The 19,852-nt window shown below is 54.3% G+C and carries 18 protein-coding genes; 8 read left to right on the top strand and 10 right to left on the bottom strand.

All coding sequences use genetic code 11. From position 1 onward, the window contains the following. Positions 1 to 29 precede the first annotated feature (29 nt). The gene (metC, locus tag BZK40_RS07805; protein WP_008786099.1) at positions 30 to 1,220 is read left to right on the top strand and encodes a cystathionine beta-lyase; all 1,191 of its coding nucleotides are present in this window, start codon (positions 30 to 32) and stop codon (positions 1,218 to 1,220) included. 238 nt (positions 1,221 to 1,458) lie between these two features. After that, positions 1,459 to 2,019, top strand: a complete 561-nt coding sequence (locus BZK40_RS07800) for a YagU family protein (protein ID WP_079934429.1) — start codon at positions 1,459 to 1,461, stop codon at positions 2,017 to 2,019. Between the two features lie 84 nt (positions 2,020 to 2,103). Here the strand turns inward: BZK40_RS07800 and mdtM are convergent, their stop codons facing one another. The 3 genes from mdtM to BZK40_RS07785 form a co-directional block, all read right to left on the bottom strand. Beyond that, on the bottom strand, positions 2,104 to 3,345 hold the full coding sequence (gene mdtM, locus BZK40_RS07795) for a multidrug efflux MFS transporter MdtM (protein ID WP_079934428.1): 1,242 nt from the start codon (positions 3,343 to 3,345) through the stop codon (positions 2,104 to 2,106). A gap of 324 nt (positions 3,346 to 3,669) precedes the next feature. Then, positions 3,670 to 4,320 (bottom strand): LysE family translocator, encoded by a 651-nt coding sequence (locus tag BZK40_RS07790; protein ID WP_079934427.1) that lies wholly within the window; start codon positions 4,318 to 4,320, stop codon positions 3,670 to 3,672. Between the two features lie 48 nt (positions 4,321 to 4,368). Further along, entirely contained in the window at positions 4,369 to 5,184 is an 816-nt protein-coding gene (locus tag BZK40_RS07785; protein ID WP_079934426.1) for an AraC family transcriptional regulator, read from the bottom strand. Between the two features lie 230 nt (positions 5,185 to 5,414). Here BZK40_RS07785 and BZK40_RS07775 point away from each other — a divergent pair, with 230 nt between their 5' ends. Next, complete coding sequence (locus BZK40_RS07775; protein WP_079934425.1) at positions 5,415 to 6,389, top strand: Rpn family recombination-promoting nuclease/putative transposase; 975 nt, start codon at positions 5,415 to 5,417, stop codon at positions 6,387 to 6,389. 51 nt (positions 6,390 to 6,440) lie between these two features. On the opposite strand, the gene BZK40_RS07770 is transcribed toward BZK40_RS07775, so the two are convergent. Next, positions 6,441 to 7,853 (bottom strand): aminotransferase-like domain-containing protein, encoded by a 1,413-nt coding sequence (locus tag BZK40_RS07770; RefSeq protein ID WP_079934424.1) that lies wholly within the window; start codon positions 7,851 to 7,853, stop codon positions 6,441 to 6,443. A 177-nt stretch (positions 7,854 to 8,030) separates the two neighbouring features. Between BZK40_RS07770 and BZK40_RS07765 the strand changes: the two genes are divergently transcribed. The 4 genes from BZK40_RS07765 (at position 8,031) to BZK40_RS07750 (ending at position 10,934) form a co-directional block, all read left to right on the top strand. Continuing rightward, on the top strand, positions 8,031 to 8,195 hold the full coding sequence (locus BZK40_RS07765; protein ID WP_008786105.1) for a DUF1127 domain-containing protein: 165 nt from the start codon (positions 8,031 to 8,033) through the stop codon (positions 8,193 to 8,195). A gap of 146 nt (positions 8,196 to 8,341) precedes the next feature. Further along, complete coding sequence (locus tag BZK40_RS07760; RefSeq protein WP_079934423.1) at positions 8,342 to 8,806, top strand: MarR family winged helix-turn-helix transcriptional regulator; 465 nt, start codon at positions 8,342 to 8,344, stop codon at positions 8,804 to 8,806. Positions 8,807 to 8,812: 6 nt separating this feature from the next. Further along, entirely contained in the window at positions 8,813 to 9,880 is a 1,068-nt protein-coding gene (locus BZK40_RS07755; protein WP_079934422.1) for an HlyD family secretion protein, read from the top strand. After that, positions 9,870 to 10,934, top strand: coding sequence for a DUF2955 domain-containing protein (locus BZK40_RS07750; protein WP_079934421.1), 1,065 nt, complete (start codon positions 9,870 to 9,872; stop codon positions 10,932 to 10,934). Before BZK40_RS07755 ends, BZK40_RS07750 begins: the two co-directional genes overlap by 11 nt. A gap of 103 nt (positions 10,935 to 11,037) precedes the next feature. Here the strand turns inward: BZK40_RS07750 and yjiA are convergent, their stop codons facing one another. From yjiA to btsT, 3 genes are read right to left on the bottom strand one after another with little or no spacing between them, the layout of a single operon-like run. After that, complete coding sequence (gene yjiA / locus BZK40_RS07745) at positions 11,038 to 11,994, bottom strand: GTPase (protein ID WP_060682792.1); 957 nt, start codon at positions 11,992 to 11,994, stop codon at positions 11,038 to 11,040. A gap of 12 nt (positions 11,995 to 12,006) precedes the next feature. Further along, complete coding sequence (locus tag BZK40_RS07740) at positions 12,007 to 12,201, bottom strand: YbdD/YjiX family protein (protein ID WP_003830038.1); 195 nt, start codon at positions 12,199 to 12,201, stop codon at positions 12,007 to 12,009. Positions 12,202 to 12,251: 50 nt separating this feature from the next. Then, positions 12,252 to 14,402 (bottom strand): pyruvate/proton symporter BtsT, encoded by a 2,151-nt coding sequence (gene btsT, locus BZK40_RS07735; protein WP_003830033.1) that lies wholly within the window; start codon positions 14,400 to 14,402, stop codon positions 12,252 to 12,254. Positions 14,403 to 14,891: 489 nt separating this feature from the next. On the opposite strand from btsT, the gene tsr reads away from it, so the two are divergent. Then, a complete protein-coding gene (tsr, locus tag BZK40_RS07725) occupies positions 14,892 to 16,553 on the top strand; it encodes a methyl-accepting chemotaxis protein (protein WP_043018314.1) in 1,662 nt (553 codons plus the stop codon). A gap of 232 nt (positions 16,554 to 16,785) precedes the next feature. Here tsr and BZK40_RS07720 read toward each other — a convergent pair whose 3' ends face one another. The 3 genes from BZK40_RS07720 to BZK40_RS07710 all read right to left on the bottom strand — a co-directional run bounded on the left by BZK40_RS07720 (position 16,786) and on the right by BZK40_RS07710 (position 19,843). Continuing rightward, positions 16,786 to 17,301, bottom strand: coding sequence for a GNAT family N-acetyltransferase (locus BZK40_RS07720; protein WP_079934420.1), 516 nt, complete (start codon positions 17,299 to 17,301; stop codon positions 16,786 to 16,788). A 52-nt stretch (positions 17,302 to 17,353) separates the two neighbouring features. Further along, entirely contained in the window at positions 17,354 to 18,715 is a 1,362-nt protein-coding gene (locus tag BZK40_RS07715; RefSeq protein WP_003845612.1) for an MFS transporter, read from the bottom strand. Between the two features lie 213 nt (positions 18,716 to 18,928). Further along, complete coding sequence (locus BZK40_RS07710) at positions 18,929 to 19,843, bottom strand: GntR family transcriptional regulator (RefSeq protein ID WP_048236185.1); 915 nt, start codon at positions 19,841 to 19,843, stop codon at positions 18,929 to 18,931. Between the last annotated feature and the right edge of the window lie 9 nt (positions 19,844 to 19,852).

Raw genomic sequence — 19,852 nt, 5'->3', positions numbered from 1 at the left:
TTTCACACGGATTAAGAACAGGAGATGTTATGAAAGACGCAATGAAGCTTGAAACGCACCTGGTTGTTGCTGGTCGCGACAAACGCTACACCCAGGGAGCGGTGAATCCGGTTATCCAACGCGCCTCTTCACTGGTATTTGATACCGTGAAGGACAAGAAATTTGCCACCGCCAATCGCGCGAACGGCGAGCTGTTTTATGGTCGTCGCGGAACCTATACCCACTTTGCCTTCCAGAAGGCAATGAGCGAACTGGAGGGCGGCGTTGGCTGCGCGCTGTACCCATGTGGTGCTGCGGCGGTGACCAATGCGATTCTGGCGTTTGTTCAGGGTGGCGATCATATTCTGATGACGGGTGCGGCCTATGAACCAACCCAGGATTTTTGCAATAAGATCCTGAGTAAATTCAACGTGGAAACAACGTATTACGATCCGCTGATTGGTGCAGGTATCGTCGATCTTCTGCGTCCGGAAACAAAGGTTGTATTCCTTGAGTCACCAAGTTCTATCACCATGGAAGTCCAGGACGTGCCGGGGATGGTGAAGGCTATCCGCGCGGTGAATCCGGAGATTGTCATTATGATCGACAACACTTGGGCGGCGGGCGTGCTGTTCAAAGCGCTGGATTATGGCGTGGATATTTCCATTCAGGCGGGAACGAAGTACACCATCGGCCATTCGGACGCCATGCTGGGCACGGCGGTGTCGAACGCCCGTTGTTGGGATCGTTTACGCGAGAACTCCTATCTGATGGGGCAAACGCTGGATGCCGATACGGCCTACAACGGCAGCCGCGGATTGCGCACCCTGGCGGTACGCCTTAAGCAGCATCAGGAGAGCAGCATCCATATTGCCCGCTGGCTGTCGGCAAGGCCGGAAGTGGCACGGGTGAATCATCCGGCATTACCGGAATGTCCGGGCCATGAGTATTTTCAGCGTGATTTTATCGGAAGCTCAGGCCTGTTCTCGTTTGTGCTGAAAAAGAGACTGACCGACGAACAGATGGCGAATTTCCTCGATAACTTCTCGCTGTTCCATATGGCCTATTCGTGGGGCGGATTTGAGTCGCTCATTCTGGCGAACCAGCCGGAAGAGCTGAACAGCATTCGCCCGGCTGGAGAGGTAGATTTCAGCGGCACGCTGGTCAGGGTGCATATTGGCCTTGAGGATATCGACGACCTGATTGCCGATCTGGAAGCGGGATTTGCACGCATTGCGTAAGGTGAGGTGAGCGTAGCCGGATGGCGCTGATGCTTATCCGGCCTACGTAACCCAGTAGGCCGGATAAAACGCCTGTACGACATTCGCGATGACGCTATATTCACAATCAAATTAACTCACAAGTAGTCATTTAAGATCATTTTTTATCAAAAGTAATCTTTGTCACAATTTTCAGCATCCCTCCTGGGTAGCATAGACACTGGTTTTAAGTGTTATGGCATATAAGGGATGATGAGTTATGAAGCTGAAAGATTTATTCTCAAGGACACCGACGGAACGCCGCCATTATGGCGTTGCCGTGTTAGTCGGTATCGTTTCTGGCGTACTTTCTGCATTTGTTAAGTGGGGAGCCGAAGTTCCGCTTCCACCCAGGACATTTTCCCTGGGAAGAAATGAGTTTAATCCTCCGTACCTTTTTCTCCGAGACTATTTAGGGATTGACCCCACGCAAACGGTCTATACCTTTTCTGAACATGTGATTAATCCGGTTATGGTCACGCACATCATATTTTCATTAGTGTTTGCAGTCGGATATTGCGTTGCCGCTGAAATTTTTCCAAAAGTTAAACTTTGGCAGGGGGTACTGGCAGGTTTAATCGTGACGGTGGCAGTTCATGGCATCTTCATTCCCGCCCTTCATCTTTCGCCGCCCTTGTCTCAGCTACCATTTGATGAATATGTGTCGGAAATTATTGGACATATTTTCTGGTTTTGGGTCATTGAAATGATTCGTCGTGACCTGCGTAATCGGATCACGCATGAACCCGATGCGGAAGTTCCGTTATCTCTCGTCAGATGATTAAAAGTTGATGCACTATGATGGATTGCCCCCGACCGCTAAACACAAAACCAGTGTTCGCGAATGGGGGCGGTTCATAGGAGGTTAACTCTCTGTGACTAATGCGGTGGCCTCATGCTGACGTACGCGCTTTAGTAAGCCTGCCAGCGTGAACACGACGGCAATACCAGCCATCACCGCCAGCAGATGAAACGAAATCCTGCCGCCGTTGAACCATAACCAACGCCCAATTTCGACAGAAACCGCCATCACCGTCAGGATCACCATATTCAACGACGCCGAAACCGTACCCTTCGGTAAGTTGTTGGAAAATAGTGTAAAGCGGAATAACGTTGGGAAGATCATTCCAATGCCAAACGCATACAGGCTGGTCCCCAGCACCGACCACAGCCAGACGTGCGGCCACAGTAAATTGCCGACAATCAGCACCGCCAGCCCGCTCAGCTGTATAGGTGCGGCCCGCCAGATGAAGTGCGGTCGGGTCGGATCTTTCACGAAACGAACCACCACCATATTGGCGACGATCACTGCGCCGAACACCGGGGCCTGTGCCCAGGCAAACTCCGATGTGGTCATGCCGCCAGCATCGATCAGAATAACCGGTGAGACCGCCACCCAGCTCATCATCGGAATATAGCTTAACGACAGCGTGGCTGCGCCAAACAGGAACACCCGGTTGCGGAAAACGTCGCGGAAATCACGCACTACGCCGCGGGCACTGAACGGCACCGCGCCGCGCTGGACGGTTTCCGGCATGGCTAACATTAACCCAATCAGGGCGATAAGCCCCATGACGGCAATGATGGCAAACAGGATCTTCCAGTGTACAAAGTGCATTAGCGCCGCTCCGGAGAGCGGGCCGATAACCGGTGCAACCAACACAATGGAAGTGATTATCGCCATTAACTTAATGGCCTTCGTTTGCCCAAACGCCTCCTGCACCGTGACATAGCCAACGGTGGCGATAAAGCAGATGCTGGTGCCCTGCACAAATCGGGCTACCAGAAACTGCGTCATTGAGGTCGTGAACAGCGTGGCAGCGCAGGCGAGGGTAAAGATTAACGCCCCCGCAATCAGCACGGGTCGACGGCCAATTCGGTCGGAAAGCGGCCCCAGCAGCCATTGCAGCGCCATGCCGCCCGCCAGATAGAGGCTCACCGCAGCGGGTGCCAGGCTAACATCGGCGTTGAAATCACGTACCACATTGATGATGCCAGGCTGGATCAGGTCCGTCGACAGATAGGCGGCGAAGTCATATAAAATCAATGCGACAGGAAAAAAAAGCGTTGTGGCGCGTTGGGAGAAAAACGCGAGAATCCGTTGCATAAAACAGCTCCTTGTCGGGAGAAAACCCTCAACGGGAATAGCGAAATTCAATACCGTCTTTGAGACGTCAGACCGATGACAGAAAAAAGCAGACTGCAAATGTACTGAATTTCATGTAATCAAAAACGCTGTCTGCGCGAAGCGCAAACAGAAGATACGCTCACTGACGCTGGGTCAGAAAACGTAACGATTACAGGTAACAATCAGCACATCGCACCTCAGGAAGAGTAAGTTGAACGGGTAATAACCATCCGCAGTTTAATGCGGATTGGATATTAATTAAACGAGTTTATCCTGTTTATGTGCAGAAAATCGCCCTGCAAATCAGACTGCGATGCTCTGCAAAAACCGCAGAGCGATGGCACAACCGAAGATAATCAATACACCGCCAGCGATACGTTCTACCCATAATATCCCTCTGGATAACCGTCGCTGGATCTGCGGTAAACCGATGAACATCACGATCAGCAGATCCCAGCACAGCACTACGCTGGTCATCCAGATCCCGCTCATGGTTTGTTGCAGCAGCGTCACCGACGGGCCGAGCAGGGCGGTCATTAGCGCCAGATAGAACAGCGCATTTTTTGGGTTGAGCAGTGACGAACCCAATCCCAGCAGTAGCTGTTTGCCAAATCCTGGACAGGTAGACTGGGCGTCTGTTCCGGTCAGCGTTTGCGGGCGGCTGCGTACCAGCAGGCTGCCAATCCACAATAAATAGAGCGCGCCCAGCAGCTCAATAACCGTAAACAACAGGGGAAGCTGGCGCAGGATCCCCCAACCGATAATTGCCAGCAGAATATACAGCCCGTTGCCGAAAGCGATCCCCACGCACAACCCGGCGCTGCCGCGCATCCGGTATCGTGCGGCGTAACCGACCAGTAAAAAGAAGTCCGGCCCGGGGCTAAGCAATGCGACGAAATGCGCCAGCGCCAGCGCGGGAAAAGCAGAAGGAAAAAGTACAGAAAGCAGCGACATAGCGACCTCAGAGAATGAATCTGAGATCACCGTACGCCTGACGCAGCGCTAATTATTGTCTGATATTGATCGTCCCAACGCGTACTGGCGCGGTGTGGCGGCGGTGTAGCGCACAAAGGTGCGATGGAAATGGCTCTGGTCGGCAAACCCGCTCTGGTAGCCGACATCGGCAATTTCGTCTCCGGCCCGCAGCCGCTGGCGAGCATAGTCAATCCGTATGATGTTCAGATAACTTCCTGGCGTCAGCCCGGTGTCCTGCTTAAAGGTACGGATCAGCGTCTCTTTACGCATGTGACATTCATGTGCCAGCTCATCGAGCGAGGGCGGCGCGAGCAGGCTGGACTGCAACCGTTCGCGCAGATACTGGCTGGTTGCGCTTAGGTTTTCTGGTGTGACCGACTGTAACGGCAGCGAGTGAAGCAATGTTTGCGCGGCATCCGTTATTTGTGCGGTTTGGCGTTGCGGCATGAGCGTCACAAGGTGCATATAACGCTGGAATAATTGCGCATCGCGGATAACGGGAGCAGGCGTGCAAAGCCGCTGATTGGTGTTCTGTGCAGGCAGATTAGCAAGACACCACTTGGCATCAAGATAAAGCATATGATAGCTGCGAAACTGTCCGTTAACAGGATTACAGCTGTGAGGTGCCAGCGGCGGTATCACAATCAGATCGCCCACCTGCAGATGGTATTCCTCGCCATCGCACAGACAGCACGTTTCCCCCTCGAGAATTGCCCCAATCGAGAACTGAGAGTGGTGATGCCGCTTATAGGCCTGCTGGCTTTGCCAGGTGCTGCGCAGTTCCAGCCACGGCAACTGCTCATCACGCCAGAACGATTGTGGAATATCTCGGGTATGCGTCACATCGTGTCCTCCCTGAAAGTGATGATTTGTTATAGCACAGGCCGAGTGGTGAAAAAGTGGGAATGCGCATTGAGATGGCGATTCTGCGTGACGTGTTCCAGACAAATGCAGACGTTACATAAGGGCGTTGTTATCCCGGAAATCGCCTCGCAAAGAGAGAAAGTTGCAGGTGAGGATGTGGTTTTCCGGCGCTACAGTCATGGCATCTTATTTTCAGGTGAAGGATCGCCATGAACAAAGCTTCCGCTTCAACACCGCATGACGCGGTTTTTAAAACATTTTTACGTCACCCTGAGACTGCACGGGATTTTCTGCAAATACATCTTCCCGCTTCGCTGCGCGAGCTTTGCGATCTTCAGACGCTTAAACTCGAGTCAGACAGTTTTATCGAAGAGAATTTACGTGCGTACTATTCCGATGTGCTGTGGTCGGTGAAAACGACGGATGGGGATGGATATATTTATGTGGTGATTGAACACCAAAGCACACCGGATGCGCATATGGCATTCAGACTGATGCGCTATGCGGTAGCGGCCATGCAGAAACATTTAGATGCCGGGCATCAGCAGTTGCCGCTGGTGGTGCCGATGCTGTTTTATCACGGCGCTAAAAGCCCGTATCCTTATTCGCTGTGTTGGCTGGATGAGTTTGCCAACCCGAAGCTGGCTCGTCAGCTGTATGCTGCGGCGTTTCCGCTGGTGGATATTACGGTTATTCCGGATGACGAAATTGTGCAGCATCGACGTATGGCGCTGCTGGAGTTAATCCAAAAACATATCCGTCAACGCGATCTTATGGGGTTGGTCGAGCAAATTGTTTCCCTGCTACTTACCGGACTGACTAATGACACTCAGATAAAGACGCTGTTTAATTATATTGTACGAACTGGCGATGCACCTCGATTCAGTGAGTTTATTCGCGGGGTTGCCGAACGTTCACCGCAGCACAAGGAGCATTTGATGACGATCGCGGACAGATTACATGAGGCAGGATTTCAAAAAGGATGGCTTGAAGGCAAGCTGGAAGGTAAACAAGAAGGCAAAAAAGAAGGCAAACAGGAAGGCAAACAGGAAGGACTGATAAAGGGGCGACGTGATGAGGCACTGCGTATTGCCCGCACCATGCTGGCAGATGGCATCGATATCAGCACGGTACAAAAAATCACCCGACTTTCCGCTGAAGATATTCAGGGTTTAAGCCATTAGATATAGCTTAAACTGCCTAATTGCCTGCCCGGAAGCGCCGGGCAGCTCGATCTACTCTATTGCCGTTTTTACCGCCTCTCCGAGCTTCTGCATTACTTCCCGATGCTTGTCGTTTGGCGGCAATGCGCAGTTGATGCGCACACAGTTGCGATACTTCCCCGATGCGGAGAACAGAGAACCCGGTGCAACCTGGATTTTGAGGCGACAGAGCTGCTTAGCGACACAGACCATATCGACCTGGAGCGGCAGCTCGACCCACAGCATAAAGCCGCCTTTCGGTCGGGTGACGCAGATCCCGCAGGGGAAGTATTCCCGTACCCAGCAGGTGTAGATCTCCATATTGCGCTGATAAATCTGGCGCATACGCCGGATATGCCGATGATAATGACCTTCGCGCACAAAGGTCGCCGCCGCCAGTTGCGTAGCGGGAACGTTAGTGCCGATGACGGCGTACTTCATGTGCAGCAGCTTGTTGTAATAGCGACCGGGCACCACCCAACCCACTCGCAGTCCGGGGGCGACGGATTTGGTAAACGAACTGCAGAGTATTACCCGACCGTCGCTGTCCCAGGAGTGGATCGTGCGCGGGCGTGGGTACTCCGTTGCCAGTTCGCCATACACATCGTCTTCAAAAATAACGATGTCGTGGCGCTGGGCGAGGGCGAGCACTGCCCGCTTACGCGCATCCGGCATAATGAATCCGAGAGGGTTGTTGCAGTTGGGAACCAGCAGCACACCTTTGATCGGCCACTGATCCAGCGCCAGCTCCAGCGCTTCAACACTGATCCCGGTATCCGGATCGGTTGGGATCTCAATCACCTTGATCCCTAAGCCGCGCAGTAGCTGCATCGTGCCGTAGTAGGCCGGTGATTCAACGGCGACAATATCTCCGGGCTGGCAGACCGTCAGCAGCGCCAGCGACATTCCACTCTGACTGCCGCTGGTGATCACAATATCGTCTGCATTGACCACCGAACCGCCGTCCAGCATCAGCCGCGCAATCTGCTGACGCAGTTCACGGCATCCGGAGATTTCATCGTAGCCCAGTATCGCGCGCAGATTATGTTGTGCCACGCGGCTGAGCTCGCGCCACAGCGGCTTCAGGCTCGGTTGATTAATATCGGGCACGCCGCTGCTAAACGGGATTATCGATTTGTCCGCGTTGCCCTTTAGCATATCCAGCACCTGATCCCACTGGGTTATTTCGACCGGACGCTGTACCGGACGCGACATCGGTGGCACGGGTGGCTGCGCTTTTTGTGGCGCGACAAAATAACCGGAACGTGGCTGGGGCGTGATCAGCTGGCGCTGTTCCAGCGTCTGATACGCCTGCTGGACGGTGCTGATGCTGACCCCATGCTCCTGGCTCAGGCTGCGTACCGAGGGCAGTTTTTCGCCATGGCGATACAGCCCCTGCTCAATGCGTTCGGCCAGCAGATTGGCCAGATGTTGGTAACGCGTCATGCTGTATCCCTCATGGGTACCATACAGATTAAAAAATCAGTACAGATTGGCGTGAAAAAAGCGATGCAGAACTCTTTTTAACCAATCTGTATGTTAAATAAAAGTACTTTTTGAGTCTGTATTGTTTTGGGCCAGATCCGTGAAGATAAAGCCTCTGGCAAGGCGGGGAGGCAAGGTATGGAATTTCACGAGAATAAAGCAAAACAGCCGTTTATTGGGTTTGTACTGATCTGGCGGGCATACAAGGCGTGGCGGCTGCGAGCGCAAACGCGGCGCGTATTGCAACAGATGAGTGATGAGCGGTTGCGGGACGTCGGGCTGCGACGCGATCAGGTGGAGTGATTTTCTTTCATCGACAGAGGCTGGGGATTATCGCCCCTCCTCTTTTATATTCACGATATTTATCAATTCATGCTTCTGGTTAGTCCGTTTCTTGATACTTATCCTGATAAGTATTATTTTCTCTTCAGCGATGAGAGGAAAGTAAGATGACTGAAGATGAACTGTTTGCCCGCCGTCCGATGGGGATGCGCATGGCAATGGTGGTGCGCCAGTGGCGGGCCATTATTGATGCTGCCATCACCGATACTGGCCTGACGCAGTCCAGCTGGACGGTACTGATGCAACTGTATCAACTGGGAGACAACGTCTCAGTCAGTGAACTGGCACAAATGCAGGGCATCGAACTGCCGCCGCTGATGCGCACCCTCTCGCAGCTGGAAAAGCAGGGCTATCTGCTGCGCTCCACATCGCCCTATGACAAACGCATCCGCCTGCTGGCGCTGACCGCGCAAGGCCGCGCAAGGCTGGATGAACTCAACCGGGTGATTGAGACATACCAACATCGCGTCACCTGTACCATTCCTGAAGCAGAGCTTGCCGCCTTTAGCACGACGTTAAATCAACTCGCCTGCAATTTGCGGACAATCCGCGAAGAAGACAATCAACACTAAAAAAATATGATGACCCCAGAACAAAAATTTGCCCGTTGGGTAAGGGTGAGTATTGCCGCTTTCCTGGTAATATTCGCCTGGTTTATCGTTGCCGATATCTGGATCCCGCTGACGCCGGACTCCACGGTGATGCGCGTGGTAACGCCTGTTTCCTCACGCGTTTCCGGCTACGTCTCGCAGGTGCATGTACACAATAATAGCCAGGTGAAGAAGGGCGATTTGCTGTACGAACTGGATCCGACGCCATTTATCAATAAGGTCGAGGCTGCGCAAATTGCCCTTGAGCAGGCGAAGCTGAGTAACCAACAGCTGGATGCGCAGATCGTCTCTGCCCGCGCCAACCTGCGCACCGCGCAATTCAACGCCCGCAACGATAAGACCACCTTAGACCGCTATCAGCGCCTGAGCGCCATGCAGAATGTGTCGCAATCCGATCTCGACAAGGTGCGTACTGCCTGGCAAACCAGCGAGCAGTCGGTGGCGGCGCTGAATGCCAGTATTCAGAACCTGCTTATCCAGCGCGGCGAGCGCGATGACAAACGTAACGTAACGCTGCAAAAATACCGTAACACGCTGGAAGAGGCGCAGCTGAACCTCGGCTGGAGCAAAGTATATGCCCAGACCGACGGTACGGTGAGTAATCTCCAGCTTAGCCCAGGGCTGTACGCCACCGCGGCCACGCCGCTGCTGGCGCTGGTCAGCCATCAGACCGATATCGTGGCCGACTTTCGCGAGAAAAGTCTGCGCCACACTCGCGTGAATACCGATGCCGCCGTGGTGTTCGATGCCTTGCCGGGCAAGGTTTTCTCTGCCCGCGTCACCAGCAGCGATGCCGGTATTCTGGCGGGTCAGGAGCAGGTTAACGGCCAGCTGTCGCAGCCGGAACAGTCCACCCGCTGGGTGCGCGATGCCCAGCGTATGCGCATTCACGTCGCGCTGAACGAACCGCTCGACACGCCGTTACCGACCGGGGCGCGCGCCACGGTACAGCTGTATAACAGCGAGGGCGTGTTCGCCCGCACCTTTGCCGGGGCACAGATCCACCTCGTCAGCTGGCTGCACTATGTCTATTAACACGCTGGCCCACGTCTTTACGCCGCACGGGAACATTGTCTACACCGCCAATGATTTTCGCCAGACCCTGCGTATCTCCGTTGCCGGGACAATCGCGCTGAGTATCTCGACCTTCTACAACGTGCAGTACGGCGTATTTTTTGTGGTTTATCCGCTGATGCTACTGTCGCTGGTGCCGGTGTTCAACCGCCATGTGGCAACACAGTTCGTGTTCAGCGCGGCGGTGAACTGTGTCGAAATGGTGCTGATTGTCGGCTATCTTTCACAGTGGCCGCTGGTTATGACACTGGTAGTGTTCGGCCTGTATGTGATGCGCTTTCGTTTTATGAGCAAAGGCCCGCTGTTTCTGCTCGGTTCGATGGGCGTGGTGTGCCAGAGCACGATGCTCAACTTTATGAGCTATCCCACCACCAACTGGCATACGCTGATGTTCTCCAATATGGAAGCCTGCGTCATGGCGGTGGCGCTGAGCGCGCTGCTGCATTATCTGATCCCGGACGTGGAACCCCGCCAGCCACCGCCGCGCATTGAGAAAGATGCCGCCCGGGTGCGCCATGAATCGCTGCTTTCCGGCACGGTGGCGACGATGATTTTTGTGGTCTTCCAGATCTGCGATTTGAGTGATTCGCTGTCGGCGCTGATGGCCGGCATTTTGATCCTGTTTCCGATGCACTACCGTGGCGCGGTGATCAGCTCGATTTGGCGCGTGGTCGGCGTGGTGCTGGCCTGCCTGTATATTCTGCTGGTGCAACTGCTTATCTATGATTTCAGCAACCATATGCTGCTGATGATGCCGCTGATTGGCCTCGGGCTGGCGTTCAGTGCCCGCCTGCACGTAATGGAAAAAGTCGGGGCAGGCGTGGGGTTTGCCAGTATCACTACCATCGGCATTATGTTTGGCCAGAACCTGCACCCGGATCAGGACCTGGTATTCAGCGATCTGTACCGTATCACCTCCGTCACCGTCGCGCTGGTGGTAACGCTCACCATGGTATTTCTGGTGCACCGGGTTTTGAACTGCTTTGCCGCGACGCGGTTTGTGATTACCGAATGAGTGGGGGCAAGTGCCGGATGGCGGCTGCGCCTTATCCAGCCTACGGGAAAGTGCCATTTGTAGGCCCGGTAAGCGTAGCGCCACCGGGCAATTCAGCAGGGGATTACTTCTTCAATCCCGCAAACGCGGCTCTGATCTCGTCTTCCGGCAGGTTAATGCCGATAAACACCAGCAGGCTGTGCGGTGTTTCGTCGCCCCACGGGCGGTCCCAGTCGGCGCTGTACAGGCGCTGGACGCCCTGGAACAGCAGGCGGTTTGGCTCGCCTTCAATCCACAGCATACCTTTGTAGCGCAGCAGCTTCTCGGCGGATTCCAGCAGCAGGTTTTCCATCACTCGCGACACGTCGCTGATGTTTACCGGGTAATCCAGCTCGACGACGATCGAGGAGATATCGTTTTGCTTGTCGGCGATAAAGTGGAAGCGCGGTTTGGCGCTGACTACGTTCTCTTCCAGCATAAAACCGTTGGTATCGAACAGCAGGGAGAGGTCGATATCACCATGCGTCACGGTGTAAATCGGCGCACGGGCGTTGATGCGCGCCAGGCGCTCACGCAGTTTTTCACTTTCACCTGCGACGTCGGTTTTGGTCAGCAGGATCCGGTCTGCGTAGCCTACCTGCGACTGGGCGATGGTGAACTGGTTCATCTGCTCGTCGGCATGTACCGCGTCAACCAGCGCAATTACGCCGTCCAGCAGGTAGCGTTCGCAAATCACTTCATGGGAGAAAAAGGTCTGAATAATCGGGCCGGGGTCGGCCATGCCGGTGCACTCGATCACCAGACGGTCGAAATTGATGGCGCCTTTGTCGAGGTTGTCGAGCAGGTCTAACAATGCGTCTTCCAGTTCACTGGAGCGGGTACAGCAAATACAGCCGTTGGTCAGGGTTTTGATCTGCGTGGCGCGATCGCCAATCAGCTGATCGTCCACCGAGACTTCACCGAATTCGTTTTCGATAACGGCAATCTTGTAACCGTGCTGCTCGTTGAGAATATGGCGCAGCAGGGTGGTTTTACCCGCGCCAAGAAAACCGGTGAGTAGGGTAACTGCAATCGGGGTCATTCACTTCTCCTTCTAACAGCAACTGCTTCCGCCGCTACCGTAGCGGGCTTCCTGGCGCTCGCGGAAGAATTCTTCGTAGGTCATGTACGGCTTATCGGGATGGTTGGTCTTCATGTGCTCGACATAGTTGTCGTAGTCCGGAATGCCAATCAGCATCTTCGCCGCCTGACCGAGATATTTTTTAGCTTGCCCTAAAGTACCAAACATAAACAATCCTGATAAGCGAAAAGCCCCGCCGGAGCGGGGCTGAATACATCTTAGTGATGTGAAGAGGTCTTCACGCCGCCTTCCGGCACCGGCACATACGGTGTCTCTTTATCAGAGCGACCGTTGATGGCGCGGGCTTTCTGCCAGGTACGGAACCCGTAGAAAATGATGCTGTACACCACCACCAGGAACAGAATACTCAGACCTGCGTTGGTGTAGTTGTTGACGACGATGTGGTTCATGTTGGCAATCTGCTGAGCGGTCAGTTCGCCGCCGTTAGCAATCTTCTCTTTGTACTGATTCGCCATGAAGAAGAAGCCTTCCATCTGCGGGTTGGTGCTGAACAGTTTCAGACCCAGCGCCCAGGTGGTGCAGATAAGCAGCCATACAGCCGGAACAACGGTAACCCAGATGTATTTGGTGCGCTGCATTTTAACCAGTACCACGGTGCCCAGAACCAGTGCCACGGCAGCCAGCATCTGGTTAGAGATACCGAACAGCGGCCACAGGCTCTTAACGCCGCCCAGCGGGTCAACAACGCCTTGATACAGCAGGTAACCCCACAGGCCTACGCAGCCCGCAGTACCGATGATACCCGCAACCAGGGAGTCGGTTTTCTTCAGGAACGGCACGAAGTTACCCAGTAAATCCTGCAGCATAAAGCGGCCAGAACGGGTACCGGCATCCAGTGCGGTCAGGATGAACAGCGCTTCGAACAGAATACCGAAGTGGTACCAGAAGCCCATATCAGCCATCGGCAGCACTTTGTGGAACACGTGAGCGATACCAACAGCCAGCGTCGGTGCGCCACCTGCGCGGTTCAGAACGGACGGTTCACCGATGTCTTTCGCGGTTTGCAGGATCTGCTCAGGCGAAATGACGAAGCCCCAGGAGCTGACGGTCGCTGCCGCATGTGCGGTGACGTCTTTCAACTGCGCCATAATCAGCGGTGCGTTTTCGCCGCTCATTTCATGCAGGTTCGGCATGGTGATGCCAAGGCCCGCAGGCGGGGTGTTCATCGCGAAGTACAGACCAGGTTCGATGATAGACGCGGCAACCAGCGCCATAATTGCGACGAAGGATTCCATCAGCATCGCGCCGTAACCGATAAAGCGCGCATCGGTTTCACAGGCCAGCAGCTTCGGTGTGGTACCGGAAGCAATCAGCGCGTGGAAGCCAGATACCGCACCACACGCGATGGTGATGAACAGGAACGGGAACAGAGCGCCTTTCCACAGCGGACCGGTACCATCAACGTACTGGGTCATCGCTGGCATTTTCAGTTCCGGGTTGAGGATAACAATCCCCACCGCCAGACCGACGATAACGCCGATTTTCAGGAAGGTAGCCAGATAGTCGCGCGGGGCGAGGATCAGCCATACCGGCAGCAGCGCAGAGATAAATGCGTAGCCGATCAGGGTAAAGGTAATGGTGGTGTCTTTAAAGGTCAGCGCCGGGCCCCAGTATGGGTCGTGCGCAATCACGCCGCCGAAGTAGATAGAGGCAACCAGCAGCACAATACCAATCACAGACACTTCGCCCACGCGTCCCGGTCGCAGGAATCGCATGTAGATCCCCATGAACAACGCGATAGGTACGGTTGAGCAGACGGTGAACACACCCCACGGGCTTTCCGCCAGCGCTTTTACCACGATCAGCGCCAGTACTGCGAGGATGATGATCATGATTAAGAAGCAGCCGAACAGTGCAATGGTTCCCGGGATCGGGCCCATCTCTTCTTTGATCATCTCACCCAGAGATGCACCGTTACGGCGGGAAGAGATAAACAGTACCATGAAGTCCTGCACCGCACCGGCCAGCACGACGCCTGCCAGCAGCCACAGCGTACCAGGCAGGTAGCCCATCTGCGCAGCCAGTACCGGCCCAACCAGCGGACCAGCACCTGCGATAGCGGCAAAGTGGTGACCAAACAAGACGTTACGGTTGGTTGGAACGTAGTTCAGACCGTCATTGTTGATGACTGCCGGCGTGGCACGCGTTGGGTCAAGTTTCATCACCTTTTGGGCGATGTAAAGGCTGTAGTAACGATAGGCCACCAGATAAACAGAAACTGAGGCGACCACGATCCACAGGGCACTAATGTGTTCACCCCGACGTAATGCCACTACCGAGAGGCAGAATGCACCGATGATTCCGAGAATCACCCAGGGTATGTGCTTGAATATCTTTTTCGTATCCATAGTAAAACCTGGTTTTTTACCCGTCATACTTCAAGTTGTATGTGCGTTGGCTTCATTCGCTCACCCCAGTCACTTACTTTTGTAAGCTCCTGAGGATTCCCTCATTTGCCGCCTTCTTACAACTCGAATTATCTAGGGTACCTATTAATAATTGGCCGAAGCCGCGTGGGTTTGATCTTGTGTTTGAGGAGGTAAATTGACTGCTATGTTGGGGGGATCTTGCCAGAGAATTACGCGCGTAAAGTAAGGTAAATAAGTGAGCGGTTGTATGTCAGCTTAAGCGGTCTCAAGTGTCAGTGAGCGGTAAACTGCGGGGGGAACGGGGAAATTTATGTGATTGAGATCACTAATAAACCCGCTTAGCGCTTTGGCAGACGGCGTGGATCGACGAATCGTCGATGCTGAGATCGATTCAACTAGCACAAATTTCATAAAGTTTTCCCTTTCCAGGCCGAAAATTCTGACATCTGTCTAGCGGAAAGAGAAAACATGTTAAAACGAATGAAGATTGTTACCAGCTTACTGCTGGTATTGGCGCTATTTGGCCTTTTACAGCTCGCCTCGGGCGGCTTGTTTTTTAACTCACTTAAGAATGACAAAGAGAACTTTACCGTTCTGCAAACCATTCGCCAGCAACAGTCTGCGCTGAACGCCACCTGGGTTGAGCTGCTGCAAACGCGTAACACCCTGAACCGGGCAGGCATTCGCTACATGATGGATCAGAGCAATATTGGCAGCGGCGCGACCGTTGCCGAACTGATGCAGGTAGCCAGCACGGCGCTGAAGCTGACGGAAAAAAACTGGGCGATTTACGAGTCGCTCCCGCGCGATCCGCGCCAAAGCGAAGCCGCTTTCCAGGAGATCAACCGCACCTATGACATCTATCACGGTGCGCTGGCGGAGCTGATCCAGTTACTGGGTGACGGGAAGATCAACGCATTCTTTGATCAACCGACGCAGAGCTATCAGGATGGCTTTGAGAAACAGTACATGAGTTACATGCAGCAGAATGATCGCTTGTATGACATCGCGGTGGAAGATAACAACAGCTCTTACAGCCAGGCGATGTGGGTGCTGATCTGCGTGCTGATTACCGTACTGGCGGCGATTATTGCGGTCTGGTTTGGTATCAAGCTGACCCTTATCTCTCCTATGAACCGTCTGATCGACAGCATTCGTCATATCGCCAGCGGTGACCTGGTGAAACGTATTGAAGTGGAAGGGTCCAACGAGATTGGGCAACTGGCGGAAAGCCTGCGTCACATGCAGGGTGAGCTGATGAATACCGTGGGTGACGTGCGTAACGGTGCCAACGCGATTTACAGTGGGGCCAGCGAGATTGCGATGGGCAATAACGATCTCTCCTCGCGTACCGAGCAGCAGGCTGCATCTCTGGAAGAAACCGCAGCCAGCATGGAACAGCTGACGGCGACCGTGAAGCAGAACGCCGAAAACGCGCGTCAGGCCAGCCATCTGGCGCTGAGTGCTTCTGAAACCGCGCAGAAAGGCGGCAAAGTGGTGGATAACGTGGTGCAAACCATGCGTGACATCGCGTCCAGTTCGCAGAAAATCGCCGACATTATCAGCGTCATCGACGGCATTGCCTTCCAGACTAACATTCTGGCGCTCAACGCCGCGGTAGAAGCAGCACGTGCGGGTGAGCAGGGCCGTGGATTTGCGGTGGTTGCGGGTGAAGTGCGTAACCTGGCCCAGCGTAGTGCGCAGGCCGCGCGCGAGATCAAGAGCCTGATTGAAGACTCGGTCAGCCGCGTGGATGTCGGTTCAACCCTGGTAGAAAGCGCCGGTGAAACCATGGATGAGATCGTCAATGCGGTAACCCGCGTGACCGATATCATGGGTGAAATCGCCTCTGCTTCTGATGAACAGAGCCGCGGTATTGACCAGGTGGGTCTGGCCGTTGCCGAGATGGATCGCGTGACGCAGCAGAACGCCTCGCTGGTGGAAGAATCCGCCGCCGCCGCTGCGGCGCTGGAAGAGCAGGCTAGCCGCCTTACTCAGGCCGTTGCCGTGTTCCGTATTCAGCATGACCAACAGCGCGCGCGTGACGTTGCGGCCGCTAAACCGGTTTCAACGGCCCAGCCGCGCAAAGCCGCGGTAACGGATGCCGGGGATAACTGGGAAACGTTCTAAGCCTGTGATGCCGGATGGCGCTATCGCTTATCCGGCCTACGGGAAAGTTACGTGGTTGCCGGATGGCGCTGCCGCTTATCCGGCCTACGGGGAAAGATACGTGGTTGCCGGATGGCGCTATCGCTTATCCGGCCTACGGGGAAAGATACGTGGTTGCCGAATGGTGCTGTCGCTTATCAGGCTTACCGGAAATGTTACGTAGGCCCGATAAGGCGTAGCCGCCATCGGGCAATTAGCGCAACATCAGGCGCATGGCGCAGCGCGATTCAAATGCCAGTCCATGCGCCGCTTCCTCTTCTCTTTTCTGGCGCAACTTTGCAGGTAGCGTCTCGTCAGCCAGCATTTCAAATCCCAGTCGCGCGTACCATGGCGCATTCCACGGCACATCGCGGAAGGTGGTCAGCGTGAGCGACGTGTAACCTTTCTCGCGCGCCTGTTCGGCAACATACTCAATCAATCTGCGGCCAATTCCTTTTCCCTGCCACTCCAGATGCAGCGACAGTTCAGCAATAAAAAGCGATGACCCCAGCGTTTCGGCAACCAAAAAACCGACCGGAAGCGCATCGACCTGCGCCAGCCAGCTCATGCCTGCGGCGGCAAAAGCCTGATGCTGAGCAGCCGATAAAATCTGGTCTTCAGCAATCCACGCCAGTTCGGGGATGCGTAAAAAACGTTGCCCCGCAGATCGTTCGATGGCGGGAAGAGCGGCAGTGTCTGCCAGAGTAGTGGCGCGCAAGGTGATGTTCATACGAGGAGCATAACATGCCCGATAAACGTGGTGTTATCGGGCATCTGGAGGATTAATCTTTACGCGGATCGCTGATGGGTTGGCGAACCAGGAAGATGTAGGCGAGGGCACCCACCATGGTGACGCAGCCGCAGATGATCAGCGCCAGGCGGAAAGAGTTGGTGGTATCAACAATAAAACCGGTGACGATCGGTGCGAACGACGCGCAGATAAAGCTGGCAAAGTTCTGGATACTGCCCACGGAAGCGGTCATACGTGAGGCGACGGCGACGTGGATCAGACCCCAGCACGAGGTACCTGCGAAGTGGATACAGAACAGCGCCATACCGATCAGTAACACGGCGGCCATTGACGTTGTGGCCTGCGGCACGACGAAGGTGAAGGCTGCAGAGCAGAACATCCCGGCGATAATACAAATCTTACGGCTCTTAATCGGTGCCATACCGCCTTTCACCAGCCAGTCGGTGACAAAACCGTTAATCAGCATGCCGGCTGCGCCAAACAGGAACGGGATCGCCGCCATTAATCCGGTGCTTTTTAAATCCAGGTTGTAGGAGGTTTGCAGGTAGCCCGGCAGCCAGGCCAGGTATAGCCATGCGGTATAGTTGATGCCGCTAAAGCCCAGCATCATGCCCCACATGGTACGGTTGCGGAACAGGCTGCGCCATTCGGCAAAGCTCAGCGGATCGCGGCGGGCATTGACGCTACCGGCGTTCAGGTACGCTTGTTCCGTGGCGCTCAGCTCAATTTGCTCGCGGTTGCGATACAGCATGTACCAGCCGATGGCGAGGAAAATACCCAGCACGCCAATGGTGATGAACATCCAGCGCCAGCCCATTACCAGCATCATGGCAGCCAGAATCGGCGGGCTAATGGCAACCCCGATGGTGGAGGCGGCGTTGAATAATCCCATCGGGCGGCCGCGCTCTTTGATGTTAAACCAGTCGTTGATGACCTTTACGCCGCACGGGTTCATTGGCGCTTCGCCAATCCCCATCCCGATACGCACCAACACAAACTGGGTGAAGCTGTGCACCATGCCGGACATCGCCTGAAACAGCGACCAGAAGAACATCCCCAGTCCCAGCATAATGCGCGGACCTTTGCGATCCAGCAGCGGACCGCAGGGCAGTTGCGCAATACCGTAAGCGAGAGAGAATACCGACAGCAGCACGCCGATTTGCGTGGCGCTCAGCCCCAGTTCTTCACGAATCGTTAAGTTGGCGACCGACAGTGAGCTGCGGTCGAGGTAATTAATCACCGCAGCAAAAAATAATAAAATCATTGCTGTGGTCTGGATACGTTTAATTCGGCTACTGCGTTGCACCATGCCCTCAGGCGGAACATTAATATCCGCAGATGACGACGTGCCAAACGAAGAACTTGGGTCGAGGGTAATATTATTTTTTTCCACGCCGGACTCCTGAACCTCAATAATTTATTTTTCACACAGCAGGACTGTGCAGTATTGAAAAAATACCAGTGATGAATCAATTTGCTCATCACCGCTCACAAAAGTTTTTAATGCAGTCGACTTAGCGTGAGCATAGGCAAGAGGTATTTTTCAGGCGTTTTTATTTTTATAAAATCGTGCTCCCGGTAATGATTTGCTGTTTTTTATCGGTACTTAATGCGCGACGGTACGATCCTGGTTGATGGAGCGAATCATCGATTGTTTGGCTGAATTCAAATGGTTACAGAGCGCCAGGGTGGCATCCAGGTCGCTGCGACAGATCAGCGCGCTGAGGATGGTCATATGCTCATCAATGGCAATGATGTTACGCTGCTTGAGGTCGCTCTCATCCCACTGATAGTGGAAGTGGAAAATCACGGAAATGATTTCAAGTGATTGATTAAAAAATACATTATCGGCAGCAGAGAGTAGCAAAGCATGGAACTCACGATCTAACTGCGAGAACATGCGAAAGCTGCTGCCAATGCTGTCGCGCAGGATCCGATGGCGCTCCAGCAGCGTTTTAGCCTGCAACCAACGCGGATCATCATCGGGCAGATTGAGGAAATGCTGCAGAGAATGCGTTTCCAGCATCTCTCTGAGTTCAAACAGCTGTTCAGCATAGGCCTGATCGAATTGCTTCATGCTCCACTGACCGCGTTTTTCGTTTTTAATCAGGTTGTAACGCTCGAATTTTAAAAGATATTCCCGCACTACCACCGGGCTGACGCCTGCGGCTCTGGCAAGCTGCAGTTCGGAGAAGCTCTCGCCTGCACGCAGCTGTCGCTGGTTGATCATGGTGAAAAACGCCTGCTCAAAAATCCGGTTTTGCTCGGTCATGGAGGCGGTGGTGCAGGCAAAACCGTCGTCATGGTCGGGTTTTCGCACGATGACATAGTGGCTGCCGACCTGGGTCAGCACGCCGCACTCGCCTAAGTGGCTCAGCATATGGCGCACGGTGGTGCGGCTGATGTTGTACATCTCCGCCAGTGCGCTTTGTGAGGGGAGTGGGGAAGGGATATGACCACGCGCCATATCATCGATTATCTGGTTAATCACATTGTGGCGTAAGTTCTGCGAACGGCTCATGGCTTCTCC

The organism is Citrobacter portucalensis, assembly GCF_002042885.1.
Taxonomy (GTDB): domain Bacteria; phylum Pseudomonadota; class Gammaproteobacteria; order Enterobacterales; family Enterobacteriaceae; genus Citrobacter; species Citrobacter portucalensis.
Note: the sequence above shows the minus strand (reverse complement) of the source record. Positions and strands in the feature narration are given on the sequence as shown.